This window comes from Cytobacillus horneckiae (assembly GCF_002835735.1).
In the GTDB taxonomy this organism is placed as follows: domain Bacteria; phylum Bacillota; class Bacilli; order Bacillales; family Cytobacillaceae; genus Cytobacillus; species Cytobacillus horneckiae.
Genome location: NZ_PISD01000002.1, coordinates 20,739 through 42,462, shown reverse-complemented (window position 1 = coordinate 42,462; position 21,724 = coordinate 20,739). Strand labels below are relative to the sequence as shown.

Annotated in this window: 20 protein-coding genes, 1 pseudogene and 1 riboswitch; of the genes and pseudogenes, 17 read left to right on the top strand and 4 right to left on the bottom strand. The window is 37.7% G+C overall.

What is annotated here, in order from left to right:
• The first annotated feature begins 1 nt into the window (after position 1).
• The 4 genes from sufD to sufB all read left to right on the top strand — a co-directional run bounded on the left by sufD (position 2) and on the right by sufB (position 4,447).
• Positions 2–1,312 (top strand): Fe-S cluster assembly protein SufD, encoded by a 1,311-nt coding sequence (gene sufD, locus CWS20_RS00655; protein WP_066190436.1) that lies wholly within the window; start codon positions 2–4, stop codon positions 1,310–1,312.
• The gene (locus CWS20_RS00650; protein WP_066190439.1) at positions 1,312–2,541 is read left to right on the top strand and encodes a cysteine desulfurase; all 1,230 of its coding nucleotides are present in this window, start codon (positions 1,312–1,314) and stop codon (positions 2,539–2,541) included. The genes sufD and CWS20_RS00650 overlap by 1 nt, the downstream gene beginning before the upstream one ends.
• On the top strand, positions 2,531–2,962 hold the full coding sequence (gene sufU, locus CWS20_RS00645; protein ID WP_066190442.1) for a Fe-S cluster assembly sulfur transfer protein SufU: 432 nt from the start codon (positions 2,531–2,533) through the stop codon (positions 2,960–2,962). The genes CWS20_RS00650 and sufU overlap by 11 nt, the downstream gene beginning before the upstream one ends.
• Before the next feature lie 87 nt (positions 2,963–3,049).
• Complete coding sequence (gene sufB / locus CWS20_RS00640; protein ID WP_066190445.1) at positions 3,050–4,447, top strand: Fe-S cluster assembly protein SufB; 1,398 nt, start codon at positions 3,050–3,052, stop codon at positions 4,445–4,447.
• A 652-nt stretch (positions 4,448–5,099) separates the two neighbouring features.
• On the opposite strand, the gene CWS20_RS00635 is transcribed toward sufB, so the two are convergent.
• From CWS20_RS00635 to CWS20_RS00625, 3 genes are all read right to left on the bottom strand, one after another.
• Positions 5,100–5,381, bottom strand: coding sequence for a hypothetical protein (locus CWS20_RS00635; RefSeq protein WP_066190447.1), 282 nt, complete (start codon positions 5,379–5,381; stop codon positions 5,100–5,102).
• 89 nt (positions 5,382–5,470) lie between these two features.
• Positions 5,471–5,707, bottom strand: coding sequence for a hypothetical protein (locus CWS20_RS28525; RefSeq protein WP_066190452.1), 237 nt, complete (start codon positions 5,705–5,707; stop codon positions 5,471–5,473).
• A 172-nt stretch (positions 5,708–5,879) separates the two neighbouring features.
• Positions 5,880–7,193 (bottom strand): lysine N(6)-hydroxylase/L-ornithine N(5)-oxygenase family protein, encoded by a 1,314-nt coding sequence (locus tag CWS20_RS00625; RefSeq protein WP_066190454.1) that lies wholly within the window; start codon positions 7,191–7,193, stop codon positions 5,880–5,882.
• A 113-nt stretch (positions 7,194–7,306) separates the two neighbouring features.
• On the opposite strand from CWS20_RS00625, the gene CWS20_RS00620 reads away from it, so the two are divergent.
• The 13 genes and pseudogenes from CWS20_RS00620 (at position 7,307) to CWS20_RS00560 (ending at position 20,618) form a co-directional block, all read left to right on the top strand.
• Entirely contained in the window at positions 7,307–7,498 is a 192-nt protein-coding gene (locus CWS20_RS00620; protein ID WP_066190456.1) for a lmo0937 family membrane protein, read from the top strand.
• Between the two features lie 218 nt (positions 7,499–7,716).
• Positions 7,717–8,562: a DUF72 domain-containing protein gene (locus CWS20_RS00615; RefSeq protein ID WP_066190459.1), complete on the top strand. Its 846-nt coding sequence runs from the start codon at positions 7,717–7,719 to the stop codon at positions 8,560–8,562.
• Between the two features lie 65 nt (positions 8,563–8,627).
• On the top strand, positions 8,628–8,930 hold the full coding sequence (locus CWS20_RS00610) for a YunC family protein (RefSeq protein WP_066190462.1): 303 nt from the start codon (positions 8,628–8,630) through the stop codon (positions 8,928–8,930).
• 395 nt (positions 8,931–9,325) lie between these two features.
• Complete coding sequence (locus tag CWS20_RS00605) at positions 9,326–10,414, top strand: endospore germination permease (protein WP_066190465.1); 1,089 nt, start codon at positions 9,326–9,328, stop codon at positions 10,412–10,414.
• Positions 10,395–11,846 carry a spore germination protein gene (locus CWS20_RS00600; RefSeq protein ID WP_066190468.1) on the top strand — a complete coding sequence of 484 codons (1,452 nt, stop codon included), beginning with the start codon at positions 10,395–10,397 and terminating at the stop codon, positions 11,844–11,846. The genes CWS20_RS00605 and CWS20_RS00600 overlap by 20 nt, the downstream gene beginning before the upstream one ends.
• A gap of 3 nt (positions 11,847–11,849) precedes the next feature.
• Positions 11,850–12,425 (top strand): annotated as a pseudogene (locus CWS20_RS29470) (Ger(x)C family spore germination protein); the annotation flags it as partial.
• Entirely contained in the window at positions 12,411–12,965 is a 555-nt protein-coding gene (locus tag CWS20_RS00590) for a Ger(x)C family spore germination C-terminal domain-containing protein (RefSeq protein WP_491523028.1), read from the top strand. The pseudogene CWS20_RS29470 and the gene CWS20_RS00590, both read left to right, overlap by 15 nt.
• 155 nt (positions 12,966–13,120) lie before the next feature.
• Positions 13,121–13,313, top strand: a riboswitch (Lysine riboswitch).
• A 432-nt stretch (positions 13,314–13,745) separates the two neighbouring features.
• Positions 13,746–15,302 carry a Na+/H+ antiporter NhaC family protein gene (locus tag CWS20_RS00585; RefSeq protein WP_066190476.1) on the top strand — a complete coding sequence of 519 codons (1,557 nt, stop codon included), beginning with the start codon at positions 13,746–13,748 and terminating at the stop codon, positions 15,300–15,302.
• A 582-nt stretch (positions 15,303–15,884) separates the two neighbouring features.
• On the top strand, positions 15,885–17,069 hold the full coding sequence (locus CWS20_RS00580; protein ID WP_180321489.1) for an ABC transporter substrate-binding protein: 1,185 nt from the start codon (positions 15,885–15,887) through the stop codon (positions 17,067–17,069).
• Between the two features lie 241 nt (positions 17,070–17,310).
• Positions 17,311–18,186, top strand: coding sequence for a branched-chain amino acid ABC transporter permease (locus CWS20_RS00575; protein ID WP_066190479.1), 876 nt, complete (start codon positions 17,311–17,313; stop codon positions 18,184–18,186).
• A gap of 12 nt (positions 18,187–18,198) precedes the next feature.
• The gene (locus tag CWS20_RS00570) at positions 18,199–19,134 is read left to right on the top strand and encodes a branched-chain amino acid ABC transporter permease (RefSeq protein WP_066190482.1); all 936 of its coding nucleotides are present in this window, start codon (positions 18,199–18,201) and stop codon (positions 19,132–19,134) included.
• A 1-nt stretch (position 19,135) separates the two neighbouring features.
• Complete coding sequence (locus CWS20_RS00565) at positions 19,136–19,921, top strand: ABC transporter ATP-binding protein (protein WP_066190487.1); 786 nt, start codon at positions 19,136–19,138, stop codon at positions 19,919–19,921.
• On the top strand, positions 19,914–20,618 hold the full coding sequence (locus tag CWS20_RS00560; RefSeq protein ID WP_066190489.1) for an ABC transporter ATP-binding protein: 705 nt from the start codon (positions 19,914–19,916) through the stop codon (positions 20,616–20,618). The genes CWS20_RS00565 and CWS20_RS00560 overlap by 8 nt, the downstream gene beginning before the upstream one ends.
• A gap of 29 nt (positions 20,619–20,647) precedes the next feature.
• On the opposite strand, the gene CWS20_RS00555 is transcribed toward CWS20_RS00560, so the two are convergent.
• Positions 20,648–21,598 carry a M23 family metallopeptidase gene (locus tag CWS20_RS00555; protein ID WP_241504118.1) on the bottom strand — a complete coding sequence of 317 codons (951 nt, stop codon included), beginning with the start codon at positions 21,596–21,598 and terminating at the stop codon, positions 20,648–20,650.
• Positions 21,599–21,724: the final 126 nt, after the last annotated feature.

Below are 21,724 nucleotides of genomic sequence, written 5' to 3'. Positions count from 1 at the left end.
TATGTCAATAGAAACGAAGTTACCATTTGAGAAGGAATACGTTCATTCCTTCTCAAAAGATATGGGCGAGCCTGCATGGATGACTGAACTCCGTGTCAATGCGTTGGAAAAAGCGGAAGAGCTCCCAATGCCTAAGCCTGATAAAACAAATATATCTAAATGGAATTTTACACAGTTTGAAAAGCATATCGTAGGAAGTGTGGATTATTCTTCTTTAAACGACCTTCCGGAAGATGTTCGCAGCTTAATTGATCTTGAATCTGCAGACCAGAACCTTTATATCCAACGCAATAATAGACCGGCATATATTTCTTTATCAAAAGAAGTAATGGATAAAGGTGTGGTGTTTACTGATATTTTCACAGCAGCGAGAGAGCATGGCGACCTGCTGCAAAAATATTATATGAAAGACGGAGTTAAAGTTGATGAGCATAAATTAACCGCTTTGCACGCTGCTTTATTAAATGGCGGAGTATTCGTCTATATTCCTAAAAATGTTGAAATTACAGAACCAATTCAGGCTGTATTTATTCATGATGATAAGGAAACTAACCTTTTCAACCACGTACTTGTGGTTGCTGATGATAACAGTTCAGTTACTTATGTTGAAAACTATTTTTCAACTGTTGAAGAATCAGCTGGCATTTTCAACCTTGTATCAGAAGTGATTGCCAATGCCAATGCAAAAGTGACTTACGGCGCTGTTGATACACTAGCAAAAGGCACAACTGTTTATGCTAATCGTCGCGGGGTAGCTGGCAGAGATGCGAGAATTGAATGGGCTCTTGGATTAATGAACGATGGCAATACAATTTCAGACAACCTGACAAATCTTATGGGTGACGGTTCTTATGGCGACATTAAAACAGTTGTTGTCGGCCGTGGAAATCAAACGCAAAACTTTACAACAAGTGTAGTCCATTTCGGAAAAAACTCTGAAGGTTATATTCTAAAACACGGTGTCATGAAAGAGGCTGCCACTTCAATCTTTAACGGTATTGGTAAAATTGAACATGGTGCGTCAAAATCAAATGCAGAGCAGGAATCACGCGTACTTATGCTAAGTGAAAAAGCACGCGGGGATGCCAACCCAATTCTTCTAATTGATGAAGATGATGTAACTGCAGGTCACGCTGCATCAGTCGGCAGAGTGGATCCATTGCAGCTTTACTATTTGATGAGCCGCGGTATTTCGCAAACAGAAGCTGAGCGTCTTGTTATTCATGGTTTCCTTGCACCAGTTGTTAATGCTCTCCCAATTGAAGGAGTTAAAAAGCAGTTAACGGCTGTGATTGAAAGGAAAGTAAAATAATGAACGCACGGGAGATTCGCCAACTGTTTCCAATCTTAGATCAAGAAGTCAATGGCCATCCATTAGTATATTTAGATAGCGGCGCTACCTCTCAAAAACCAATTCAAGTCATTGAAGCGGTGGAGAATTATTATCGGAAAAATAATTCTAATGTTCACAGAGGTGTGCATACGCTAGGCACAAGGGCTACTGACGGCTATGAAGGCGCCAGAGAAAAAGTCCGTAAATTTATAAATGCGAAATCAACCGAAGAAATTATTTTTACTAGAGGAACGACGACTAGTTTGAATACTGTTGCTGCAAGCTATGCAAGAGCAAACCTTCATGAGGGAGATGAAATCGTCATCTCCTACATGGAGCATCACAGCAATGTGATTCCGTGGCAGCAAGTAGCTAAACAAACTGGGGCAACGTTAAAATATTTGCCGCTTCAAGAGGATGGAACAATTTCTCTTGAAGATGTTAGAGCTACAGTAACAAACAATACGAAAATTGTATCTGTTACATTAGTCTCGAATGTTCTTGGCGTGATCAACCCCATTAAAGAGATTGCACAAATTGCACATGCAAAGGGTGCGGTGATGGTTGTGGACGGTGCGCAGGGAACACCGCATATGAAAGTGGATGTTCAAAATTTAGATTGCGACTTCCTTGGCTTTTCAGGCCATAAAATGTGCGGACCAACAGGCATTGGTGCTTTATACGGTAAAAAGCAATTATTAGAAAACATGGAGCCAGTCGAGTTCGGTGGCGAAATGATTGATTTTGTTGGACTATATGAATCTACTTGGAAGGAGCTTCCTTGGAAATTTGAAGGTGGAACTCCAATCATTGCAGGCGCAATTGGCTTAGGCGCTGCAATTGATTTTTTAGAGGAAATAGGCCTTGAAGAAATAGAAGCACATGAACATAAGCTAGCGGCTTATGCTTTGGAAAGACTGTCTGAAGTAGAAGGCATGACAATTTTTGGTCCTAAGACAGCCGCAAATCGTGCGGGTATCGTTACATTTAATATCGATGATGTACATCCTCATGATGTAGCCACTGTTTTGGACGCTGAAGGAATTGCCATTCGCGCGGGCCATCACTGTGCACAGCCATTAATGAAATGGTTGAAACAATCTGCAACAGCTAGAGCAAGCTTCTACTTATACAATACAGAAGAAGATATTGATAAGCTTGCAGCAGGGCTTGTCAAAACGAAGGAGTATTTCAGCGATGTCTTTTAATAATTTAGATACCCTCTATCGCCAAGTCATCATGGATCATTACAAAAACCCTCGCAATAAAGGGGTGCTGGAGGATGATAGCTTAACTGTTAATATGAATAACCCCACTTGTGGAGACCGTATTCAATTAACGTTTAAGCTCGAAGATGGGAAGGTCGCTGATGCCAAATTTGAAGGTGAAGGCTGTTCAATTTCCATGTCATCTGCATCAATGATGACGCAAGCGATTAAAGGGAAAACGGTTGAAGATGCATTAAAAATGTCCACAATTTTCTCTGATATGATGTTGGGAAAAGATTATGACGAATCTTTAGATTTAGGTGATATTGAAGCACTTCAAGGCGTATCCCAGTTTCCGGCACGAATCAAATGTGCTACACTCGCCTGGAAGGCAATGGAAAAGGGAATGAAGGAAGAATAAGTTTGGTTCATAATTGATCTGTGAAAGATATAAAATAACATGATAAAGGATAGCTTGTCCTTTTCATAAGAATGGAGGAATACGACGATGGCAAAAAAGATGCCTGAAATCGGCGATTATAAATATGGCTTTGCCGATAAAGACGTTTCCATTTTCCGGTCAAAACGCGGTTTAACGAAAGAGATCGTCGAAGAAATTTCAAAAATGAAGGAAGAGCCACAATGGATGCTTGACTTCCGTTTGAAATCTTTGGAGCATTTCTACAAAATGCCGATGCCACAATGGGGCGGAGATTTATCTGCATTAAACTTTGATGAAATTACTTATTATGTAAAACCGTCAGAGAAAACAGAACGTTCGTGGGATGAAGTGCCTGAGGAAATTAAACAAACTTTTGATAAATTAGGAATCCCTGAAGCAGAACAAAAGTATTTAGCGGGTGTATCTGCACAATATGAATCAGAGGTTGTTTATCATAATATGCAGGAAGATCTTGAAGAAAAAGGAATTGTGTTTAAAGACACTGATTCAGCTTTACGAGAAAATGAAGATATTTTCCGTGAGCACTGGGCGAAGGTGATTCCGCCAACAGACAACAAATTCGCAGCTCTAAACTCTGCTGTATGGTCTGGTGGATCATTCATCTATGTTCCTAAAGGAATAAAGGTAGATACGCCATTACAAGCGTATTTCCGCATCAACTCAGAGAACATGGGACAATTCGAGCGTACTCTAATTATTGTTGATGAAGGCGCACATGTACACTATGTAGAAGGATGTACAGCACCTGTTTATACAACAAACTCTCTTCATAGTGCTGTTGTTGAAATCATCATTAAAAAAGATGCTTATTGCCGTTATACAACCATCCAAAACTGGGCAAACAACGTTTTTAACCTAGTTACAAAGCGTGCTGTTTGTGATGCAAATGCTACAATGGAATGGATTGACGGGAATATCGGCTCTAAATTAACGATGAAATATCCAGCAGTCATCCTAAAAGGAGAAGGCGCTCGTGGTATGACACTTTCCATTGCTTTAGCTGGAAAAGGTCAGCATCAGGATGCAGGTGCGAAAATGCTTCACTTAGCACCAAATACTTCTTCAACAATTGTTTCTAAATCAATTTCTAAGCATGGCGGAAAAGTAACTTACCGCGGCATCGTTCAATTCGGCCGTAAAGCAGATGGTGCTCGTGCGAACATTGAATGTGATACATTGATTATGGATAATCAATCAACGTCTGATACGATTCCATATAATGAAATTATGAATGACAACATCTCATTAGAGCATGAAGCAAAAGTTTCTAAAGTATCAGAAGAACAGCTTTTCTACCTAATGAGCCGCGGTATTTCTGAAGAAGAAGCGACTGAAATGATCGTAATGGGCTTCATCGAGCCATTTACAAAAGAGCTTCCGATGGAATATGCTGTTGAAATGAACCGCTTGATTAAGTTTGAGATGGAAGGTTCTATCGGATAAACTAACAAAACCCTTGATATATCAACGTTTATTAAGAGGAATAAAGGAGAAAAAAATCGTTCGTGCCGATTTCGTGCCGATTCAGATTTTTTTCTCGCTTATTTTAGTGTAGAAGGCGAACTTTTTTAGTTCGTCTTCTTCTTTTTTTAGTTATTTTATGTGACCCTATATTCTGGTTACATCCAGTTGAGTTTCTTTCAAGTATTTGAGTATTTATCGACTTAGAATTGTACGAATGTTCTTGCGTTTAATGATAGTTAAGCATCAGACTCTGGAAATATATCATATAGGATCATTAGAAAAATCAATATAGGATTAGCAAGGGATAATGTGACATTCATATTGGAAGTTGTCACTCAATGCTTATTCAAATGAAAAGCCACCACATTATCCAGCTAAACTACAGCTTCCACAATTAGTTGCATCTTGCATAGAGTAAAGGATAGGGAGCATTAGTTAGAAAGAGGGACAACCGAGAAATTACAGACGCTTAATCATCGTTTAAGAATAAAACACAAAGCCCTTCTCAGCTGAGAGGGCTGTTAATTATGTTACAGCATATCTAATAAGAAAGAATTATTTATGCTTTAACTATTCTAGGGCAAATGTATATTCCTCGATTGGAGTATAAAAATAAACGTATCTGAATTAATTAACTTCGTCTACGATGGTTCTTATCCATTAATGAGTTTAATTCTTGAACCGATTTTCTAAATTGACGATCACTTAGACTACCAGTAGCATGCATGGTACATAGCATTGCATAAGCAATTGCCGTAGTTTCAATATGAACTTCTACATCAACATCAGCATTGCCACTATGTCCAACGATTGATTTTAAGTTATTTTCTACCGAATGTGAGCGCTTATCTCTCGATCTATACTTTTTATCTCTTGATTCTTTTGTCCAATTTTTTGGAAGACGCCTAGACAACTAATTCTCCCTCCTTTATAAAAATAGAAGGATATTAGAAAAATACTAATATCCTTTGGAAATACATATTTTAGCTATTGAATATTCCTTTATTGGTCTTGTTCTTGGTTTTGATCTTGATCTTGATCTTGATCTAATCTAGCGTTCACACGTACTCTACTATTTCCGCTATTGGACACTCTTGCAATATTGACGTTTTTATCTTTTACATCAATATCATTGTCATTGTCAATATCATTGTCAATATCGTTTCTAAAATCATTTCTAATATCGTTATCTCCCCTACGACTGTTAGAACGATTTGAACAATTTCTACTTCTACCCAAAGCCCATCTCTCCTTTTAATTTTATTCTGTTACAATGTCATTGTATTCAAAGGAAAAATTAATGAATAGACGATTGCTTGAGGGCAAAAGTGGATTTTTAGGGGATTATCCATCTCGAGATGGAAGGCTCTATTAGATAAAAAATGTAAAAGGCGTCCTTTTAAGGGGCGCCTTAGTTGTATGATTGAGTCGTAAATTGTTGGAAGACAGTTTTTTCGGGAATTGAAAAAATATCCTCACCAGCGATTGAATTAATAATTTTCTCGTTTCTTAATACAGAAAGGCCTAAATTTGTTGCGCTTGCTCCGTGGGAGTGTTCGATATTTGTGAGCGTGTATATATGGTTTTCTGAGTCATGTTTAAACGCGATCCGGTAGTCCTCTGTTACACTAAATCGTTTATCATCTTCCCATATTATATGATCAGAGAAGCGGGAAAGCCATTCAGGAATAGATGGTTTATATCCGGTAGCTAGCACAATTTTTTCAGTATAATAGGTAAACTCTTTGTCTTCCTGCCATTGACGGCAATGGAGATTATAGCCTTTATCGAGTTTTTCAATTTTATTCGCTTCTGTTAAAGGTTGAATTGTAATGTCAATATCATCACTATTAATTGAGCGGTGATATAATAAATCATAGATTTTTTTCAATGTTTCAGGATCAATGCCATTGCGCAGCTCATTTAAGCTATCCAAAGCTTCCGAGCGTTTATTAAATGGCAAAGAATGATAATAATCAATATATTCCGGTGAGAAAAATTCCTTTCCTAACTTTGCATCCTCTTTTTGAAAAATCCCTGCAGAACGAGTAAACCAGGTTATAGAATATCCCTTTTTATTCTGATCTTGCAAAAGATGATAGAAAATTTCAGCTGCACTCTGACCTGACCCTATAACTGTAATCATTTTACCGCTCTTCAGTTCATCTTCATTACATAAATAGTTGCTCGTATGAACGATATCATCTGCTGGCCAATCACCGTCCAACCCTTGAGGAATCATCGGTACGCTGCCGGTTCCAATGACGATATGTTTGGAATAATACTTTTTCTGTTCGTTCGTCGATAAATTTAATACATCAACCTTATAAATACCATCATCTAGGTGATCGACATTCGTAACTCGATGACTAAAGCGGCAGTTATCCAGCTGTTTTGAGACCCAGCTGCAATAGTCGCTGTATTCACGTCTAGGAATGGCAAAACGGTTGAAGAAATAAAAGGCATACAGCCGATTGTGTTTATGTAAATAGTTTATAAATGTATAAGGACTTGTCGGATCGGCAAAGGTGACTAGGTCAGCGAGAAATGGGGTTTGCAAGTCAGTCCCTTCGATAAGCATACCAGGATGCCATACAAATTGGCCCTCTTGTTCAAAGAACAGCCCTTCAACCGCAGTAAGTTCGTCAGTCAGTGCTGCGAGACTAAGGTTAAATGGCCCAATGCCAATGCCAATAAAATCATATACCTTGTTCGAATGTAACATTACAGATCATCCTTCTTCCTAAGTAATCTATGCAGATTATTTTCCCATTCTTGCATGCTTTTTAAACATATAGGAAAATCGCAGCAGTTTGGATAGGTTTACAAGGGGTATTTATGAGTAACGGACATTACCAATTCATTATAGAAAGGAAAATGAATATGTTATGGACACTGATTGGGATATTAATTATCCTATGGATTTTAGGGTTTAGTTTTGACATTGCCGGAGGGCTTGTGCACTTATTGCTTGTCATTGCATTAATCGTACTGATTTTCCAAATGATTACTGGGAGAAAAAGACCTTAGACAATGATCAAAATCCCACCTGTCTATTGACAGTTAAAAGACCGAAAGAGCCATCTAGCATTCAGTTAGATGGTTTTGTTATTTATGTGTATTGGAAGGTAACTTTCTACACGTCTACATAAAATCTAGGTTTCATAAGCCCTTTACTACAATAAATTTCACAGCTATATTATAATATTTTTAATTAAGGTTTTTGAGAGTGGAACGGAGGTGTTCGTTTGATTACGATTGGTTTAACAGGATGGGGAGATCATGATAGCCTGTATACTGCTCCCGTTTCTCCACGCGATAAATTACAGGAATATGCAGCCCACTTTCCAACGGTTGAGGTAGATTCAGCTTTCTATGCAGTTCAGCCGCAGCGAAATTCAATGAAATGGGTAAGTGACACGCCGGAAGGATTTAAATTTGTTGTGAAGGCCTATCAGGGGATGACGGGACATCAAAGAGGGGAAATTCCATTTAATTCAAAGGAAGAAATGTTCCTTGCATTCATTGACTCATTGCAGCCGTACATAGAAGATAATAAGCTAGCGTTCGTGCTATTTCAATTTCCGCCATGGTTTGATTGTAAAAAACAAAATGTTCAATACTTACGCTGGTGTAAGGCACAAATGAGAGAAATCCCATGTGCATTAGAATTCCGGCACCAATCATGGTTTAAAACAGGTTTTCGAGATGGAACGCTTCAGTTTATGAAGGAGGAAGGGTGGATTCATAGTATTTGTGATGAGCCTCAATCTGGAGAAGGATCGATACCGATTGTGCTGGATACTTTAGATGCGGAATGTGTCTTAGTTCGTTTTCATGGCCGTAACATCCATGGATGGCAAAAGAAAACCCATGATAATTGGCGGGAAGTTCGTTACTTATATCGATATAATGAGGCTGAGCTGAAAGAATGGGCTGGCTATTTAAAAGAACTTGAGAAGAAAACTAAAAATGTTTATGCTTTGTTCAATAATAATTCTGGTGGAGATGCAGCAGATAATGCGAAGCAAATGATTGAGTTATTGGGAATTGATTATGAAGGGTTGGCTCCGCGTCAGCTCGGTTTATTTTAACTGGAAAGTACACGCAACTTCTTTTCTCTACATAAATTGTATGTATGAGAAAGGGGGGAAAGCGGATGGTGGATTTAAAGCCTATTATCATTGAAGGACACACCTTTTTAACTGTTTCTGTGGAACTGCCAAAAACAAATTTGCTAGTTGTAACAAATGACAATGGCTATATAATGTGTGGAGCTTTGGATGTAGGATTGCTTAATGAGAAATTAAAAGATCGGAAAATCATCGCCGGCCGTGCTGTGGGTGTAAAAACGATTCAACAATTAATTGATGCTCCGCTGGAATCTGTAACTTATGCTGCAGAGGAGTTAGGGATTGAAAAAGGGATGAGCGGGCGAGATGCCCTGTTAAAAATGGTATAAAAAGGAGTCACCTCTTAAGCCACATGGATATCAAGTGGACTCATGAGAAGATTTCTCTAGTTAAAAAAGAAGATATTATTTGGCCTGATCTTTCAATTTATGTTGATAGATTAGGCTTTTTTCATTCATTAAGTGTCTAAAGTAAGCGGTGAGGTACTATTTAAGGTAATCCTTTCAAATAAAGAGGATATATGAGGAAAAGCTAATAGGCGGGGTAAAAATAAATTAATGATGAATAACATAATCGAATGGATATATGTCATTACTGGACTAGTTCATAGTTTTATACATGGATTTCTTAATGACGTAAGGTTATCCATTTTTTTCTATCGGGTATTTTTTCGGTATTAAAGGCTAAACTACTTGAATAAAAGCAGAATTTAAGGTGGTTTTCCATGAATCGAATGATTCAATCTCTACATATTTATGTTTTGCTGATTATGTCTACAGGATTCATGGTACATGTACTAGTTATCCCGACTTTATTATCAACCTCAAGTAGGGATTCCTGGCTAACAGCTATTCTCAGTATAATACCATTTACCCTTTGGATACTGCTTATATTTCATATTTATAAAAAGCTAAAAACTCATAATAATATTCTCGCATTACTTAAACAGAAATCATTTCCATCCTGGGTATTTAATATGTTTTCCTTTGTATTCGGATGCTATTTTCTAGTTTCCGCCTTAGTTACTCTAAAGCATACTTTTTTTTGGGCAAATGCAAATTATACTTTTGAAGTTCCTGATTTTGTTATTATCACATTATTCGCTCTTATTTGCTCATATGCATCTGCGAAAGGAATACGAACGATAAGTACAATCGCTTTGCTTGTCCTTCCTTTTGTTTCATTTTTTGGCTTTTTAGTCGGCTTTGGGAATACGCCACATAAGAATTATGAACTACTATTTCCGATATTCGAGCATGGTTATAAAGATTTTTTATACGGATTAGTTCAAACTTGTGCCGGTTTGTTTGAGATTAGCTTTTTGTTGTTTTTAACGTCGTTTATTAAAGATAGACTAAAGCTTAAATGGCTTATAATAGTTGGAATCATCCTTATGTTTCTTATTTTAGGACCACTGGTGGGAGCAATCACAGAATTTGGTCCTGAGGAAGCAGCGAAATTTAGGAATCCAGCTTATGAGCAGTGGAAGCTGTTGATAATTGGAGATCATGTTACCCGTCTTGATTTTCTTTCAATCTTCCAATGGCTTTCAGGGGCATTTGTCCGAATTAGCTTATTTTTATTTATTGCTGAAAGAACATTTATGTTAAAAAAGAAAACGAAATGGCTGCTTCCGTTCCTTTATTTCATTTTAATCATTGCAGCATGCATTCCTTGGAACGCCACATCGTTTTTTTATTTTTTGCAGAAATATTATTTCCCAATTAGCCTGATTTTTCAATTGAGTATGATGCTGTTTTTATTACTATTCATTCATATAAAAGGTGATTATCATGAAGAAAGTTCAAGTTAACGATGTCAATATAGATCAATTAAAGATTTGGTTTGAAGGATCTTCAGATATTGTCATAAGAGTGAAAACCTATCATGACTATACATTGGAATTTCTGTATTGCCCTAATCTAGTAGATATGAAATTCATGAATGAGGTCATCTTTCCTACTATTAATGCTGTGCTAGATAAGCATGGGGACTTAAGTTTTGAGACATTAAATAATGTATTAGAGGTCAGTCAGCTTAAAAATATTAATAACGCCAAAACAGAGATAGAAGACAAGTTATTTTCGGGTGAATTACTCATTTTTAATCATGATATAACTGCCCTTTTCTTTATACCAGTATCTCACATTCCAAAAAGAAGTCCAGAGGAATCTAATTTGGAAACCTCCATTAGGGGACCGAGAGATGGATTGGTAGAGAACATTTCAGATAATATGGCTCTCATTCGACAAAGGCTGAGAACATCTTCATTAAAAAGTATTGAATATACCATCGGTGAAAGAAGCCGGACGAAAATCTTATTACTTTATATAGATGATATTATGAATCCCTCTATTCTAGAAGATTTAAAAAATCGATTGAATTCCATAAAAATCGACATTGTGGCCAGCAGTTACGAACTTGAGGAGTACTTGTACGACAATGTTTTGTCGCTTTTCCCTCAGATGGAGAATTCAGGCAGGCCTGATTTCGCTGTTCAATCCTTAACACAAGGAAGGTTTGTCATTTTAGTGGATGGAAATCCAACTTGCTTGATAGGACCGACAAATTTAAATCAAATATTATATTCACCTGAAGACGCACAGGATAGTTTTTATTACGTAAGCATGATGCGTCTGCTTAGAATCATTGCTATCATTACAACGATATTTTTACCAGGATTTTATATTGCATTAATAAATTTTCAACTAGATCAAATTCCTTATTCACTTGTAGCAACAATCTCTAATTCTAGAATTGGCTTACCTTTATCTGCTCCTGCTGAAGCCTTTATTATGCTTGTTCTATTTGAATTATTTAAAGAAGCAGGGGTGCGTCTTCCAAAAGCGGTTGGGCAGACTGTTGCTGTATTAGGTGGATTATTTATAGGTGATGCAGCTATTAGGGCTGGCTTAACATCTCCTTCATGTTTAGTCATAGTTTCGATAACAGTAATATCAGGTTACATCCTCTCTAATCAAAGCATGTCAGGAAATACGGTAATTTTGAGATTTTTTGTATTAGCATTTTCATCCTTTTTTGGCTTGTTTGGATTCTTTATTGCTTTTTTTCTTATTCTATCAATGGTCGTTTCATTAGAAAGCTTTGGGCAGCCTTATATGTCTTATCTATCTAGGCCTAATAAGGCAGATATTATAAAAAATATCGTGAAGCTGCCTTATCAATTTATGAAAAAGCGAAATCAAGCATATCAGCCGGTTGATAGAAAAAGTCAAAAGGAGTAAATTATGAGAAGGATTTTACTAATAATCATGATAAGCAGTCAGTTCGTTTTCCTCTCCGGTTGTTGGGGGGCAAGAGAAATACAAACTCAAACTTTTATTACAGCTATAGGTCTTGATTACGCTGATGGAGAGTTTACGGTCTATATACAAGCGTTGAACTTTGCTAATATTGCAAAGCTAGATGGTGATTCTTTTTTGCAGCATTCCCCCGTTTTAATTGGAGAAGCAAAGGGGAAAACCATACAGTCAGCTTTTAGTAAATTAGAACAAAATGTGGCACTACCCCTTTATTATGACCATGTGTAAACCATTCTGTTAAGTGAGAATGTAATTAAGGATCAAATGAAGGCAGTCACAGAATTTATTGGACAGAATTCTTTCTTAAGATACAACTGCTGGTTATTTGGCACTGAATTCGATATAAAAAGTATTTTTAGAGGAGAGAGCTTTCTTAATAACTCATCTTTATATTCAGTTGTTCATAGTCCGGATACTCTAAATAAAAACAACTTTTTTATCCCAATTTTAAGGTATAATAAATTTATCTCGTCCTATCATCAGCCAGTGGGCACCATAATTATTCCTTCATTAGGAGTGAATAATACACACTTTGCAGAGGACGAAAAAAAGAAAAACGTTGTTGTCATTACAGGAGGATTTGCTGTTTCACAGCAACAATTAAAGGGATGGGTAAGTAAAGAAGAACTTGTCGGTCTAAAATGGTTATCAAAAGATGCAACCAACATCCCTATTTCCCTATATGATGAAAACGTCAGTGTGATTGTACAAAAGCCGAAAAAAACGATTAAAGTAGTAAATGGCAATAAACCTTCATACTTGTTAATTGTAAAATCTGATGCAGTTTTGACTCAAAATGAGGACGATAAGAGCATAGATGAAATTAAAATAGAATTAGAAAAGAAAATTAATAATGATATATTAAAGACGATAGAGAAAAGTGAAGAAATTAAAGCGGATTTGTTAAATCTAAGTGAAAAAACATATCGGTATCATTATAATAAATGGGATTTGAATACAATTCATTCGATTGATAAGGAGTCTATAAAAAATCTTCAAGTGAAAATGCACATAGAACAAAATATAAACTACAAACGTTAAAAGGCGATTGAATAGGTATAGACAAGATTAAACTTTTCACAACGTTTTAAATACTTCAGGAAAATTTATTGTAATTCCGAAGTTCGGATAGATATTTGCGGATTGTATACTATTTTGATATAATGATTGTTAATTGAATAAAACCTTATCATATCCGATGGGGTAGAGGTGCAGGATTTATTAGTAAGCTGTGTGAGGATGACAACGGTGATCATAGCTGAAAGGAGATTCTGCCGAAGTAAAATACATTCGTCAAAAATATATTTTACTGGGGTTACTTTGAATAAGAGTAACACTGTCATTATGGGGTATAGAATCATACCGGCATAATGGGGAGCTACAGTTCGTGATGGAGAATTGACTTACTTTAATTATTAAGAGTAATGATAGATCCCCTCTATCATTACTCTTTTTTATTTTGGCTCTGTTAAAAGTTTGTTGCTATTTAATCATCTGTATTATGGATACACTTCGCTTTCCAGGGTAACTCGGTCTCTTCTGGGGCTTACCATTGTTACTTCTCCTGAAGAAGTCTAAGTGTATTCATGATTAGTTTTAAGCGTGGAATCGACAATCTTTTAGTAAACACTAGGTTCTCTGTGAACATAAGCCAAGGATCATAGAAAAGTTACCAACGTTTCTGTGATCGTTGTCTTATGCATAAGAAATGTACTATTATCATCCTAGTATTCAAGCAGATCGACAAGCCCATAGTTTGAGCCAGTCAGATTCTTCATCATTGTCCTAGTTCCTATTAAAAATAGACGGAGGGACAATTACATGACAGATTCAATTTTTTCATTGCTGCCACCGCTCGTAGCGATAGCAATGGTGATTTTAACAAGAAAAGTAATATTATCCTTAGGAATAGGGAGTATCACAGCAGCGATCTTACTCGCTGACTTAAGTATGAAAGAGACGTTTATCTATCTGTATGAAGCTGTTAAAGGAATCTTCTTTGTAGATGGCGCATTAAATACATGGAATATATTTATTTTACTGTTTTTATTGATTTTAGGCATCATTACTGCATTTATATCGCTTTCTGGGGGCAGTCGCGCTTTTGGTGAGTGGGCAATGACACGGGTAAAAACAAGAATCGGCGCTCAATTGCTTACTGTGGTTCTTGGCATCATATTATTTATCGATGATTATTTTAATGCATTAACTGTGGGACAAGTTTCTAGGCCAGTAACTGATCGTCAAAATGTATCACGAGCGAAGCTTGCTTATTTAATTGATTCAACCTCAGCGCCAATCTGTGTTGTTGCACCAATTTCTAGCTGGGGCGCATCGATAATTGCTCTGATCGGTTCCATTTTAGCCACTCATAGTATTACTGAATACTCAGCTTTTTCGGCATTCATACAAACGATTCCAATGAACTTCTATGTGTGGGCTGCGCTGGCAATTGTTCTGTTAGTCACTTTTGGAAAGCTCGATTTTGGCCCGATGAAAAAACATGAAAAACTAGCTATTGATAAAGGTGTGCTATATGATCCAAATAAGCCGATGTCAGGTGAGTTGCAAGATGATCTTCCTACGAGTGATAAGGGATCGGTTAAGGAATTAGTATGGCCGATTATTGTTCTTTTTATCAGCACTGTAGGGACAATGTTCTGGACTGGTTATAAAGGAACAAATGAAAATATAACGATATTTACTATTTTGGAAAATACGGATGTTGCTTTGTCATTATTGCTTGGAGGTTTACTAGGCTTAGCTACAGTCTATCTTCAATTTTGGCTTCAAATTACTCGTCACAAGCATATGCCTAAAAGCCTATTTATAAAAGGAACAATAGCTGGTGTCAAGTCAATGCTTACTTCTGTCATTATCCTTATATTTGCCTGGGTTTTGGCAGATTTAATTAGCCAGATAGGCACTGGTAATTACTTAGCAGGTGTTATTGCTCAATCTAGCTTAAGTCCCGCTGTCATTCCTGCTTTGCTATTCATCATTGCAGGCGTAATGGCATTCAGTACAGGGACTTCATGGGGTTCCTTTGGAATCCTTCTTCCAATTGCGGGAGATATTGCAGTAGCGACAGATGTGAGTTTATTAATTCCAGCGATGGCAGCAGTATTAGGAGGAGCGGTATTCGGAGATCATGCATCGCCGATTTCAGATACTTCTATCCTATCAGCCACTGGTGCCGGCAGTAATTTAATAGACCATGTCATCACTCAGCTGCCATATGTATTAGTATCAGCAGTAGTTGCAGCCATTGGCTTTTTAGTGGTTGGTTTTACAGGAAGCACTATCTTATCCCTATTAACGGTTGCTATTCTTATTGCAATTTTTGCTATAGTAATTAAATGGTTTTCAAAAGAATAATATAAAAAAGAGAAGGCATCCTGTCTTCTCAGAGTGCCTTCGAAAGTGAAAATAAAAAATTTAGTTGGATTTGGAGAGGTGTCCGCTCGACTCCTGCTCAGTGTAGCGAGACAGTAGAGACACTAAAGGCGCGTAGCGCCGAACCGGCTCGACGCTCGCCCCGCGGAGGAAGCGAGCGGTAAGCCTCGTAAAATCCCAAACCTCATCATTTTTGGAATGAGTTTCTCTACAGCCTGAGAAGACCCCGTGTCTTCTCTTTTTTTATTATAATTAACTATTAATAGGAATTATTTCTAAATAATATTAGGAGTTACAACAAATAAAAAGTTATCCTTTAATACTGTAATTGGTTAATAAATTTTAGAAAATTAATATTATTCATAAAAGATTGTTTTGACAGATTAATAAAATGGTACTATACTATTTTTAGATTTAATGGAATTATCAGAGAAATCATACTATTCGTTAGGAAGTTTGACATGTTTTTTGCTTTAAGGATATGAAAGATTTAATGTAGGGTCTAAATAGGCAAAACTGACCATATCCTAAATTATTAGAATAGTCTAAAAAGGGGGATCTACCATGTTGTTTAAAAAGAAACTGACGTCTGTTTTGCTAGCTTCTACATTAGCTGCCGGGTTTTTAGCAGGTTGTGGAGGCGAGAGTGCTGGAGGAGGGTCTAAGGATGACGTAATTAAAATTGGAGCTAACTTAGAGCTTTCAGGTCCAGTTGCTTCATACGGCCAAGGAATTGCCGAAGGTATTGACCTTGCAGTAGAAGAGATTAATGAGGCTGGCGGTATAGACGGTAAAGACATTAAAATTGTCAAAGTCGATAATAAATCAGATGGTCCAGAAGCGACAAACGCTGCCATAAAATTAACTGAAAATGATCAAGTAACCGCTATCATTGGGTCTGCTACTAGCGGTAACACGGTAGCGCAAGCGCAAGTTGCAAATGGAGCTGAAACCATCTTGCTCTCACCATCAGGTACAAGCCCAAATGTAACGATCAACGAAGATGGAAGCTTGAATGAATTTGTGTTCCGTACATCTTTCATTGATCCGTTCCAAGGAACAGTAGCTGCAAACTTTGCAGCAGGTGATTTAGGAGTTAAAAACGTAGCTATTTTTGCAGATAATGCGAGTGATTATGCGAAAGGATTGGCTGCTTCATTTAAAGAAACTTTTGAAGGTGCCGGCGGTAAGGTAGTAGCAGAGGAATCTTATGTAGCAAAAGATACCGATTTCCGCTCGACACTTACTCGTATTAAATCAGCTAACCCAGAATTTATTTTTATCCCTGGCTATTATGAAGAAGTTGGCTTAATCGTTAAGCAAGCTCGTGAAATGGGGATTGATGTTCCATTAATGGGTGCTGATGGATGGGATTCGCCTAAACTGGTTGAGCTTGCTGGTGCAGACGCTTTGAACAACACATTTATCACAAACCATTATTCATCAGGTGACCCGGATGAAAAAATCCAATCATTTGTCAAAAAATTCGGTGAAAAGTATGATGGGAAATCTCCAGATGCGTTCAATGCATTAGGATACGACTCTGTTTACTTATTAAAAGATGCAATGGAGCGTGCAGGCGATACAAGTGATGCATCAAAAATTAAAGATGCGCTTGCTGAAACAAAAGACTTATCCCTTGTAACTGGTATTGTAACAGTAGATGAAGACCATAACCCAATTAAATCAGCGACTGTTTTAGAATATAAAGATGGGGAGCAAGTCTTTAAGTCTAAAGTGAATCCTTAAGTGTAAGCTGTTTTGAAATGGGGGGATTTTTTCTTATCCTCCCATTTCTTTTTGGCTATTTTAAAAGTTTCGCTTCACTAAAGCTAGGCAATTGCCAGAGAAGAAGACATGGTGAACGCATAAATTTTTAATCAAATATATTAATTTTTAGTTGAAATAGCGCTAATAAGTTCGTTTTTACGCCTTTTCTACAAATTTATAAGAGACTCGGTCTGCGGGGTTCGAAGAGGAGTGAGAATTCATGGAATGGGTTCAGCAAATAGTGAATGGTATTTCATTAGGAAGTATCTATGCGCTCATCGCTTTAGGCTACACAATGGTATACGGAATCATTAAATTGATAAACTTTGCTCATGGCGAGGTTTTTATGATCGGTGCTTTTGTTGGCTTTTATTCAATTGCCGGCTGGGGATTTGGCTTTTTCCCAGCATTACTATTAGCGATGACTGTTTGTGCCATTATGGGGATGGTAATTGAACGGGTAGCATATAGGAGATTGCGCAATGCAACAAGAATTGCTGCGCTGATCACGGCAATCGGGATATCTCTCTTTATCCAGTATCTTGTTATCTATTTTAGGGGAGCGCAGCCAGAAGCGTATCCCAATGTATTATCTAATAAAACATTTGATTTTTTCGGTGCACAAATAAGCAGTCAATCGGTAATGATTTTATCTACTTCCATTGTCTTAATGTTACTTCTTCAATTTATTGTCCATAAAACAAAAGTTGGAAAAGCGATGCGTGCCGTATCACATGACATGGATGCAGCAAGATTAATGGGGATCAATGTAAATACAACCATCTCTGCAACTTTCGCCATTGGATCTTCTCTCGCTGGAGCGGCAGGTGTATTCTTTGGTGTTTATTATACAAAGATTGAACCATTGATGGGCGTCATTCCGGGGCTAAAAGCTTTCGTTGCAGCTGTACTTGGCGGTATTGGAATTATTCCAGGGGCAATGGTTGGGGGTCTTGTACTAGGTCTTGTAGAAACAGTGGTAAGTGCTTTTGGCTATTCTTTATGGAGAGATGCCGCAGCTTTTATTATTTTAATATTAATCCTCTTATTTAAGCCGTCGGGTATCTTCGGTAAAAATGCTAGAGAGAAAGTGTAGGTGAGGATAATCATGAAAAAAATTAAGGGGTTTTGGCTGTTTCTAGTCCTCTCAATCATTGTTTATGGAACAGTGCAAGTTCTAATTAATGCCGGAATCTTAAATAATTTTTATTCCAATACGCTCATCTTTATCAGCATTAATATTATTTTAGCTGTCAGTCTGCATTTAGTTATTGGAATCACCGGTCAATTTTCAATTGGACATGCAGGGTTTTTAGCGGTTGGTGCTTATATTTCGGCCATCGTAACAATGAAGCTGTCTCTACCTTTTCCTATAGCTATATTAGCAGGCGGTCTAATCGCTGCACTTGCAGGACTGGTTGTTGGAATACCGACTTTGCGTTTAAGAGGCGATTATTTAGCGATTGCCACGCTCGGTTTTGCTGAGATAATTAGAATAGTTTTCTTAAATATTGATGCAGTTGGCGGAGCTGCTGGCATGCAAGTAACAAAAATGACTACATGGACATATACATTTATTTGTTTATTTATCACGATAGCGGTCATTACGAACTTTACAAAATCACGGCATGGCCGGGCGTGTATATCGATTAGAGAAAATGAAATTGCAGCAGATGCTATGGGCATAAATACAACGTATTATAAAGTTGTCGCTTTTGCTATTGGTTCATTTTTTGCAGGTATTGCAGGCGGATTGTATGCTCATAACTTCTATATCATCCAGCCAAGCCAGTTCGGCTTCCTCAAGTCATTCGACATATTGATTTTCGTAGTTTTAGGCGGATTAGGAAGCCTGTCAGGAGCGGTTATATCAGCGATATTATTAACTGTTGTATCAACCTTCCTGCAAGGGTATCCTGAAACACGCATGATTATTTATAGCTTGGTTCTTGTTCTTGTCATGCTATATCGTCCACAAGGATTGATGGGAACACGTGAAATTACCGACCTCTTTAAACGTAAAAGTGTAAAGGGAGGCAGTTAAAATGACAGAACAACCATTATTGCAAGTTAAAGAAGCCGGGATACAATTTGGTGGCTTGAAAGCTGTTTCTGGATTAAATATTGAAATCAATCGCGGTGAGCTAGTTGGGTTAATCGGTCCGAATGGGGCTGGAAAAACAACAAGCTTCAACTTATTAACCGGTGTTTATGTTCCAACAGAAGGGGAAATTTTACTCGAGGGTGAACGGTTAAACGGGATGGCTCCCTATCAAGTGACAAGAAGAGGGATTAGCCGGACGTTCCAAAATATTCGCCTATTCAATGAACTGTCTGTGCTGGACAATGTTAAAGTAGCTAATCATTCCAAAGCAAAGCACTCAATTGTCAGCTCGGTTCTCCGCCTTCCTTCTCATTTTTCAGGGGAGAAAGAAATGGAAGAAAAGTCATTAGAGCTGCTTGAAATATTCCAATTGCATAAGCTGAAGGATGAAGTCGCAAAAAATCTGCCATATGGACAGCAAAGACGGCTGGAAATTGCCAGAGCGCTTGCAGCAGGACCGAAGCTGTTGTTACTTGATGAACCTGCGGCAGGTATGAACCCACAAGAGACGCATGAATTAATGAATCTCATCGCTTTTATCCGCGAAAAGTTTGATCTAACGATACTGCTGATTGAACATGATATGAACCTTGTCATGGGAATCTGTGAACGAATATACGTATTGGATCATGGACAGCTTATTGCGGAAGGATTACCGGAGGATATTCGCAATAACCCTAAAGTAATTGAAGCCTACCTTGGAGAGGAGGTTCCAAAGGATGCTTAAAGTAGATGGCATAGATGTCTTTTACGGAAATATTCATGCGTTAAAAGGCGTTTCTATAGAAGTGCTTGAAGGAGAAATTGTTACATTAATTGGAGCCAATGGTGCAGGGAAAAGCACTTTGCTTAAGACATTGTCGGGATTATTAAAACCGAAAAACGGCACAATTTTATATGAAAATATGTCGATTGCAGGTAAACAAGCGCAAACAATAGTAAAATCAGGCATTTCTCATGTTCCAGAGGGACGAAGGGTTTTTGCCAATATGACGGTAGAGGAAAACTTGGAACTTGGGGCATTTGTTCGAAAAGACAAAGAAATCCAAAAAGATATTCAAAAGGTATATGATTTATTCCCAAGGCTATATGAACGGCGCAAACAATTGTCAGGCACACTGTCAGGCGGAGAACAGCAAATGCTTGCAATGGGAAGGGCAATTATGGCTAGGCCTAAATTGCTTTTATTAGATGAACCATCTATGGGGCTTGCACCTATCATGGTAAAAACCATTTTCAGCATTATTGAAGAAATAAACAAAACGAATGGGACAACAATTCTTTTAGTTGAGCAAAATGCACATATGGCATTATCTGTAGCAAAAAGAGGCTATGTAATTGAAACGGGCAGGGTTGTACTAACAGGATCGGCTCAAGACTTGCAGTCAAGTGATGAAATAAAAAGCGCTTATTTAGGCGGTTAAGTAATCAGAGGAGAAAACTCCTCTGATTTTTACTTTGCCCGCTCTTGTCTTTCCCATAGCTTTAAATGCGGATAGGGGTCATATGACCATTCTGTATAGCCATTATCCTTATACATGCCATAATGTAAATGCGGCGGGAATTTTCCAGAAGTACCTGGGGGTCCATAACCAGAGCTGCCGACTCCCCCGATGACCATGCCTGGTTCAACAATTTGTCCAAGCTTTAAGTCTTTTGAAAATCCGCTTAAATGTGCGAAATAGTGGTAATTATTATTAATATCACGGATGCCAATTCTCCAGCCGCCGAACTTATTCCAGCCTTTCATCTCAATGATGCCATAGCTTGTTGCTCTGACAGGAAGACCATAATCAGCAAAAATGTCGGTCCCTTCGTGCATTCTTCTTCCACCCCATCCCCGGGCACTTCCCCAAGTATCCCGATAACTGTAATGGGTACCAATTGGAACAGGAAATGCATGTTCTTCAAGGTTTAAACGGCCAAAATGTTTATATAATTGTGCCTTTCCGACAATAATCCCCACTGCTTTATCTCTCTGATAATAGTCCCATAAACCAATTTTTAAATTATCCTGATCTGTACCATATTTAAGAAGAAAGTTGGCAAATGCATGCACCACATCCTCATCACTATGAACACTGGCTTTGCCATCACCATCTCCGTCAAATCCAATACCTTCAAAAAATTGAATCGTCTCTGGATTTTCATCATCTAATTTAGGATTTAATAGCCCTACCCATTCTTCAGGTTTAAAATAGATGCCTGTAATCCCCTCTGCTTTTGGTAAATCCCGGCGTGATTGCCGAACATTTCTTTCATATTGGTCAACTGCTGCTAGGAAGTACCAGGGGATATTTGTTACTGATTCAACTTGTTTATAGAGAGCCATCCGCTCTTCATAGATATCCTCCGCCTGGTTTTCAGCATGTACAGGGATTTGTATGGATTGAATAAACAATATAAGTGTGAATAAACCTATGATGACTCGCACGATAACCCTCCGTTCTCTTTTATTTACTTCTATAGTTTGTGAAATAAAAGAAATATCATAGATATAAAATTATGGTAAAGAATTTTTTGTCAATCC

Excerpts from the sequence above, each read along its gene's own strand:
- sufD (WP_066190436.1), top strand. The coding sequence starts at position 2 with ATGTCAATAGAAACGAAGTTACCATTTGAGAAGGAATACGTTCATTCC.
- CWS20_RS00650 (WP_066190439.1), top strand. The coding sequence starts at position 1,312 with ATGAACGCACGGGAGATTCGCCAACTGTTTCCAATCTTAGATCAAGAA.
- sufU (WP_066190442.1), top strand. The coding sequence starts at position 2,531 with ATGTCTTTTAATAATTTAGATACCCTCTATCGCCAAGTCATCATGGAT.
- sufB (WP_066190445.1), top strand. The coding sequence starts at position 3,050 with ATGGCAAAAAAGATGCCTGAAATCGGCGATTATAAATATGGCTTTGCC.
- CWS20_RS00625 (WP_066190454.1), bottom strand. The coding sequence starts at position 7,193 with ATGTTACATTCGAACAAGGTATATGATTTTATTGGCATTGGCATTGGG.
- CWS20_RS00620 (WP_066190456.1), top strand. The coding sequence starts at position 7,307 with ATGAGTAACGGACATTACCAATTCATTATAGAAAGGAAAATGAATATG.
- CWS20_RS00610 (WP_066190462.1), top strand. The coding sequence starts at position 8,628 with ATGGTGGATTTAAAGCCTATTATCATTGAAGGACACACCTTTTTAACT.
- CWS20_RS00605 (WP_066190465.1), top strand. The coding sequence starts at position 9,326 with ATGAATCGAATGATTCAATCTCTACATATTTATGTTTTGCTGATTATG.
- CWS20_RS00600 (WP_066190468.1), top strand. The coding sequence starts at position 10,395 with ATGAAGAAAGTTCAAGTTAACGATGTCAATATAGATCAATTAAAGATT.
- CWS20_RS00585 (WP_066190476.1), top strand. The coding sequence starts at position 13,746 with ATGACAGATTCAATTTTTTCATTGCTGCCACCGCTCGTAGCGATAGCA.
- CWS20_RS00580 (WP_180321489.1), top strand. The coding sequence starts at position 15,885 with ATGTTGTTTAAAAAGAAACTGACGTCTGTTTTGCTAGCTTCTACATTA.
- CWS20_RS00575 (WP_066190479.1), top strand. The coding sequence starts at position 17,311 with ATGGAATGGGTTCAGCAAATAGTGAATGGTATTTCATTAGGAAGTATC.
- CWS20_RS00570 (WP_066190482.1), top strand. The coding sequence starts at position 18,199 with ATGAAAAAAATTAAGGGGTTTTGGCTGTTTCTAGTCCTCTCAATCATT.
- CWS20_RS00565 (WP_066190487.1), top strand. The coding sequence starts at position 19,136 with ATGACAGAACAACCATTATTGCAAGTTAAAGAAGCCGGGATACAATTT.
- CWS20_RS00560 (WP_066190489.1), top strand. The coding sequence starts at position 19,914 with ATGCTTAAAGTAGATGGCATAGATGTCTTTTACGGAAATATTCATGCG.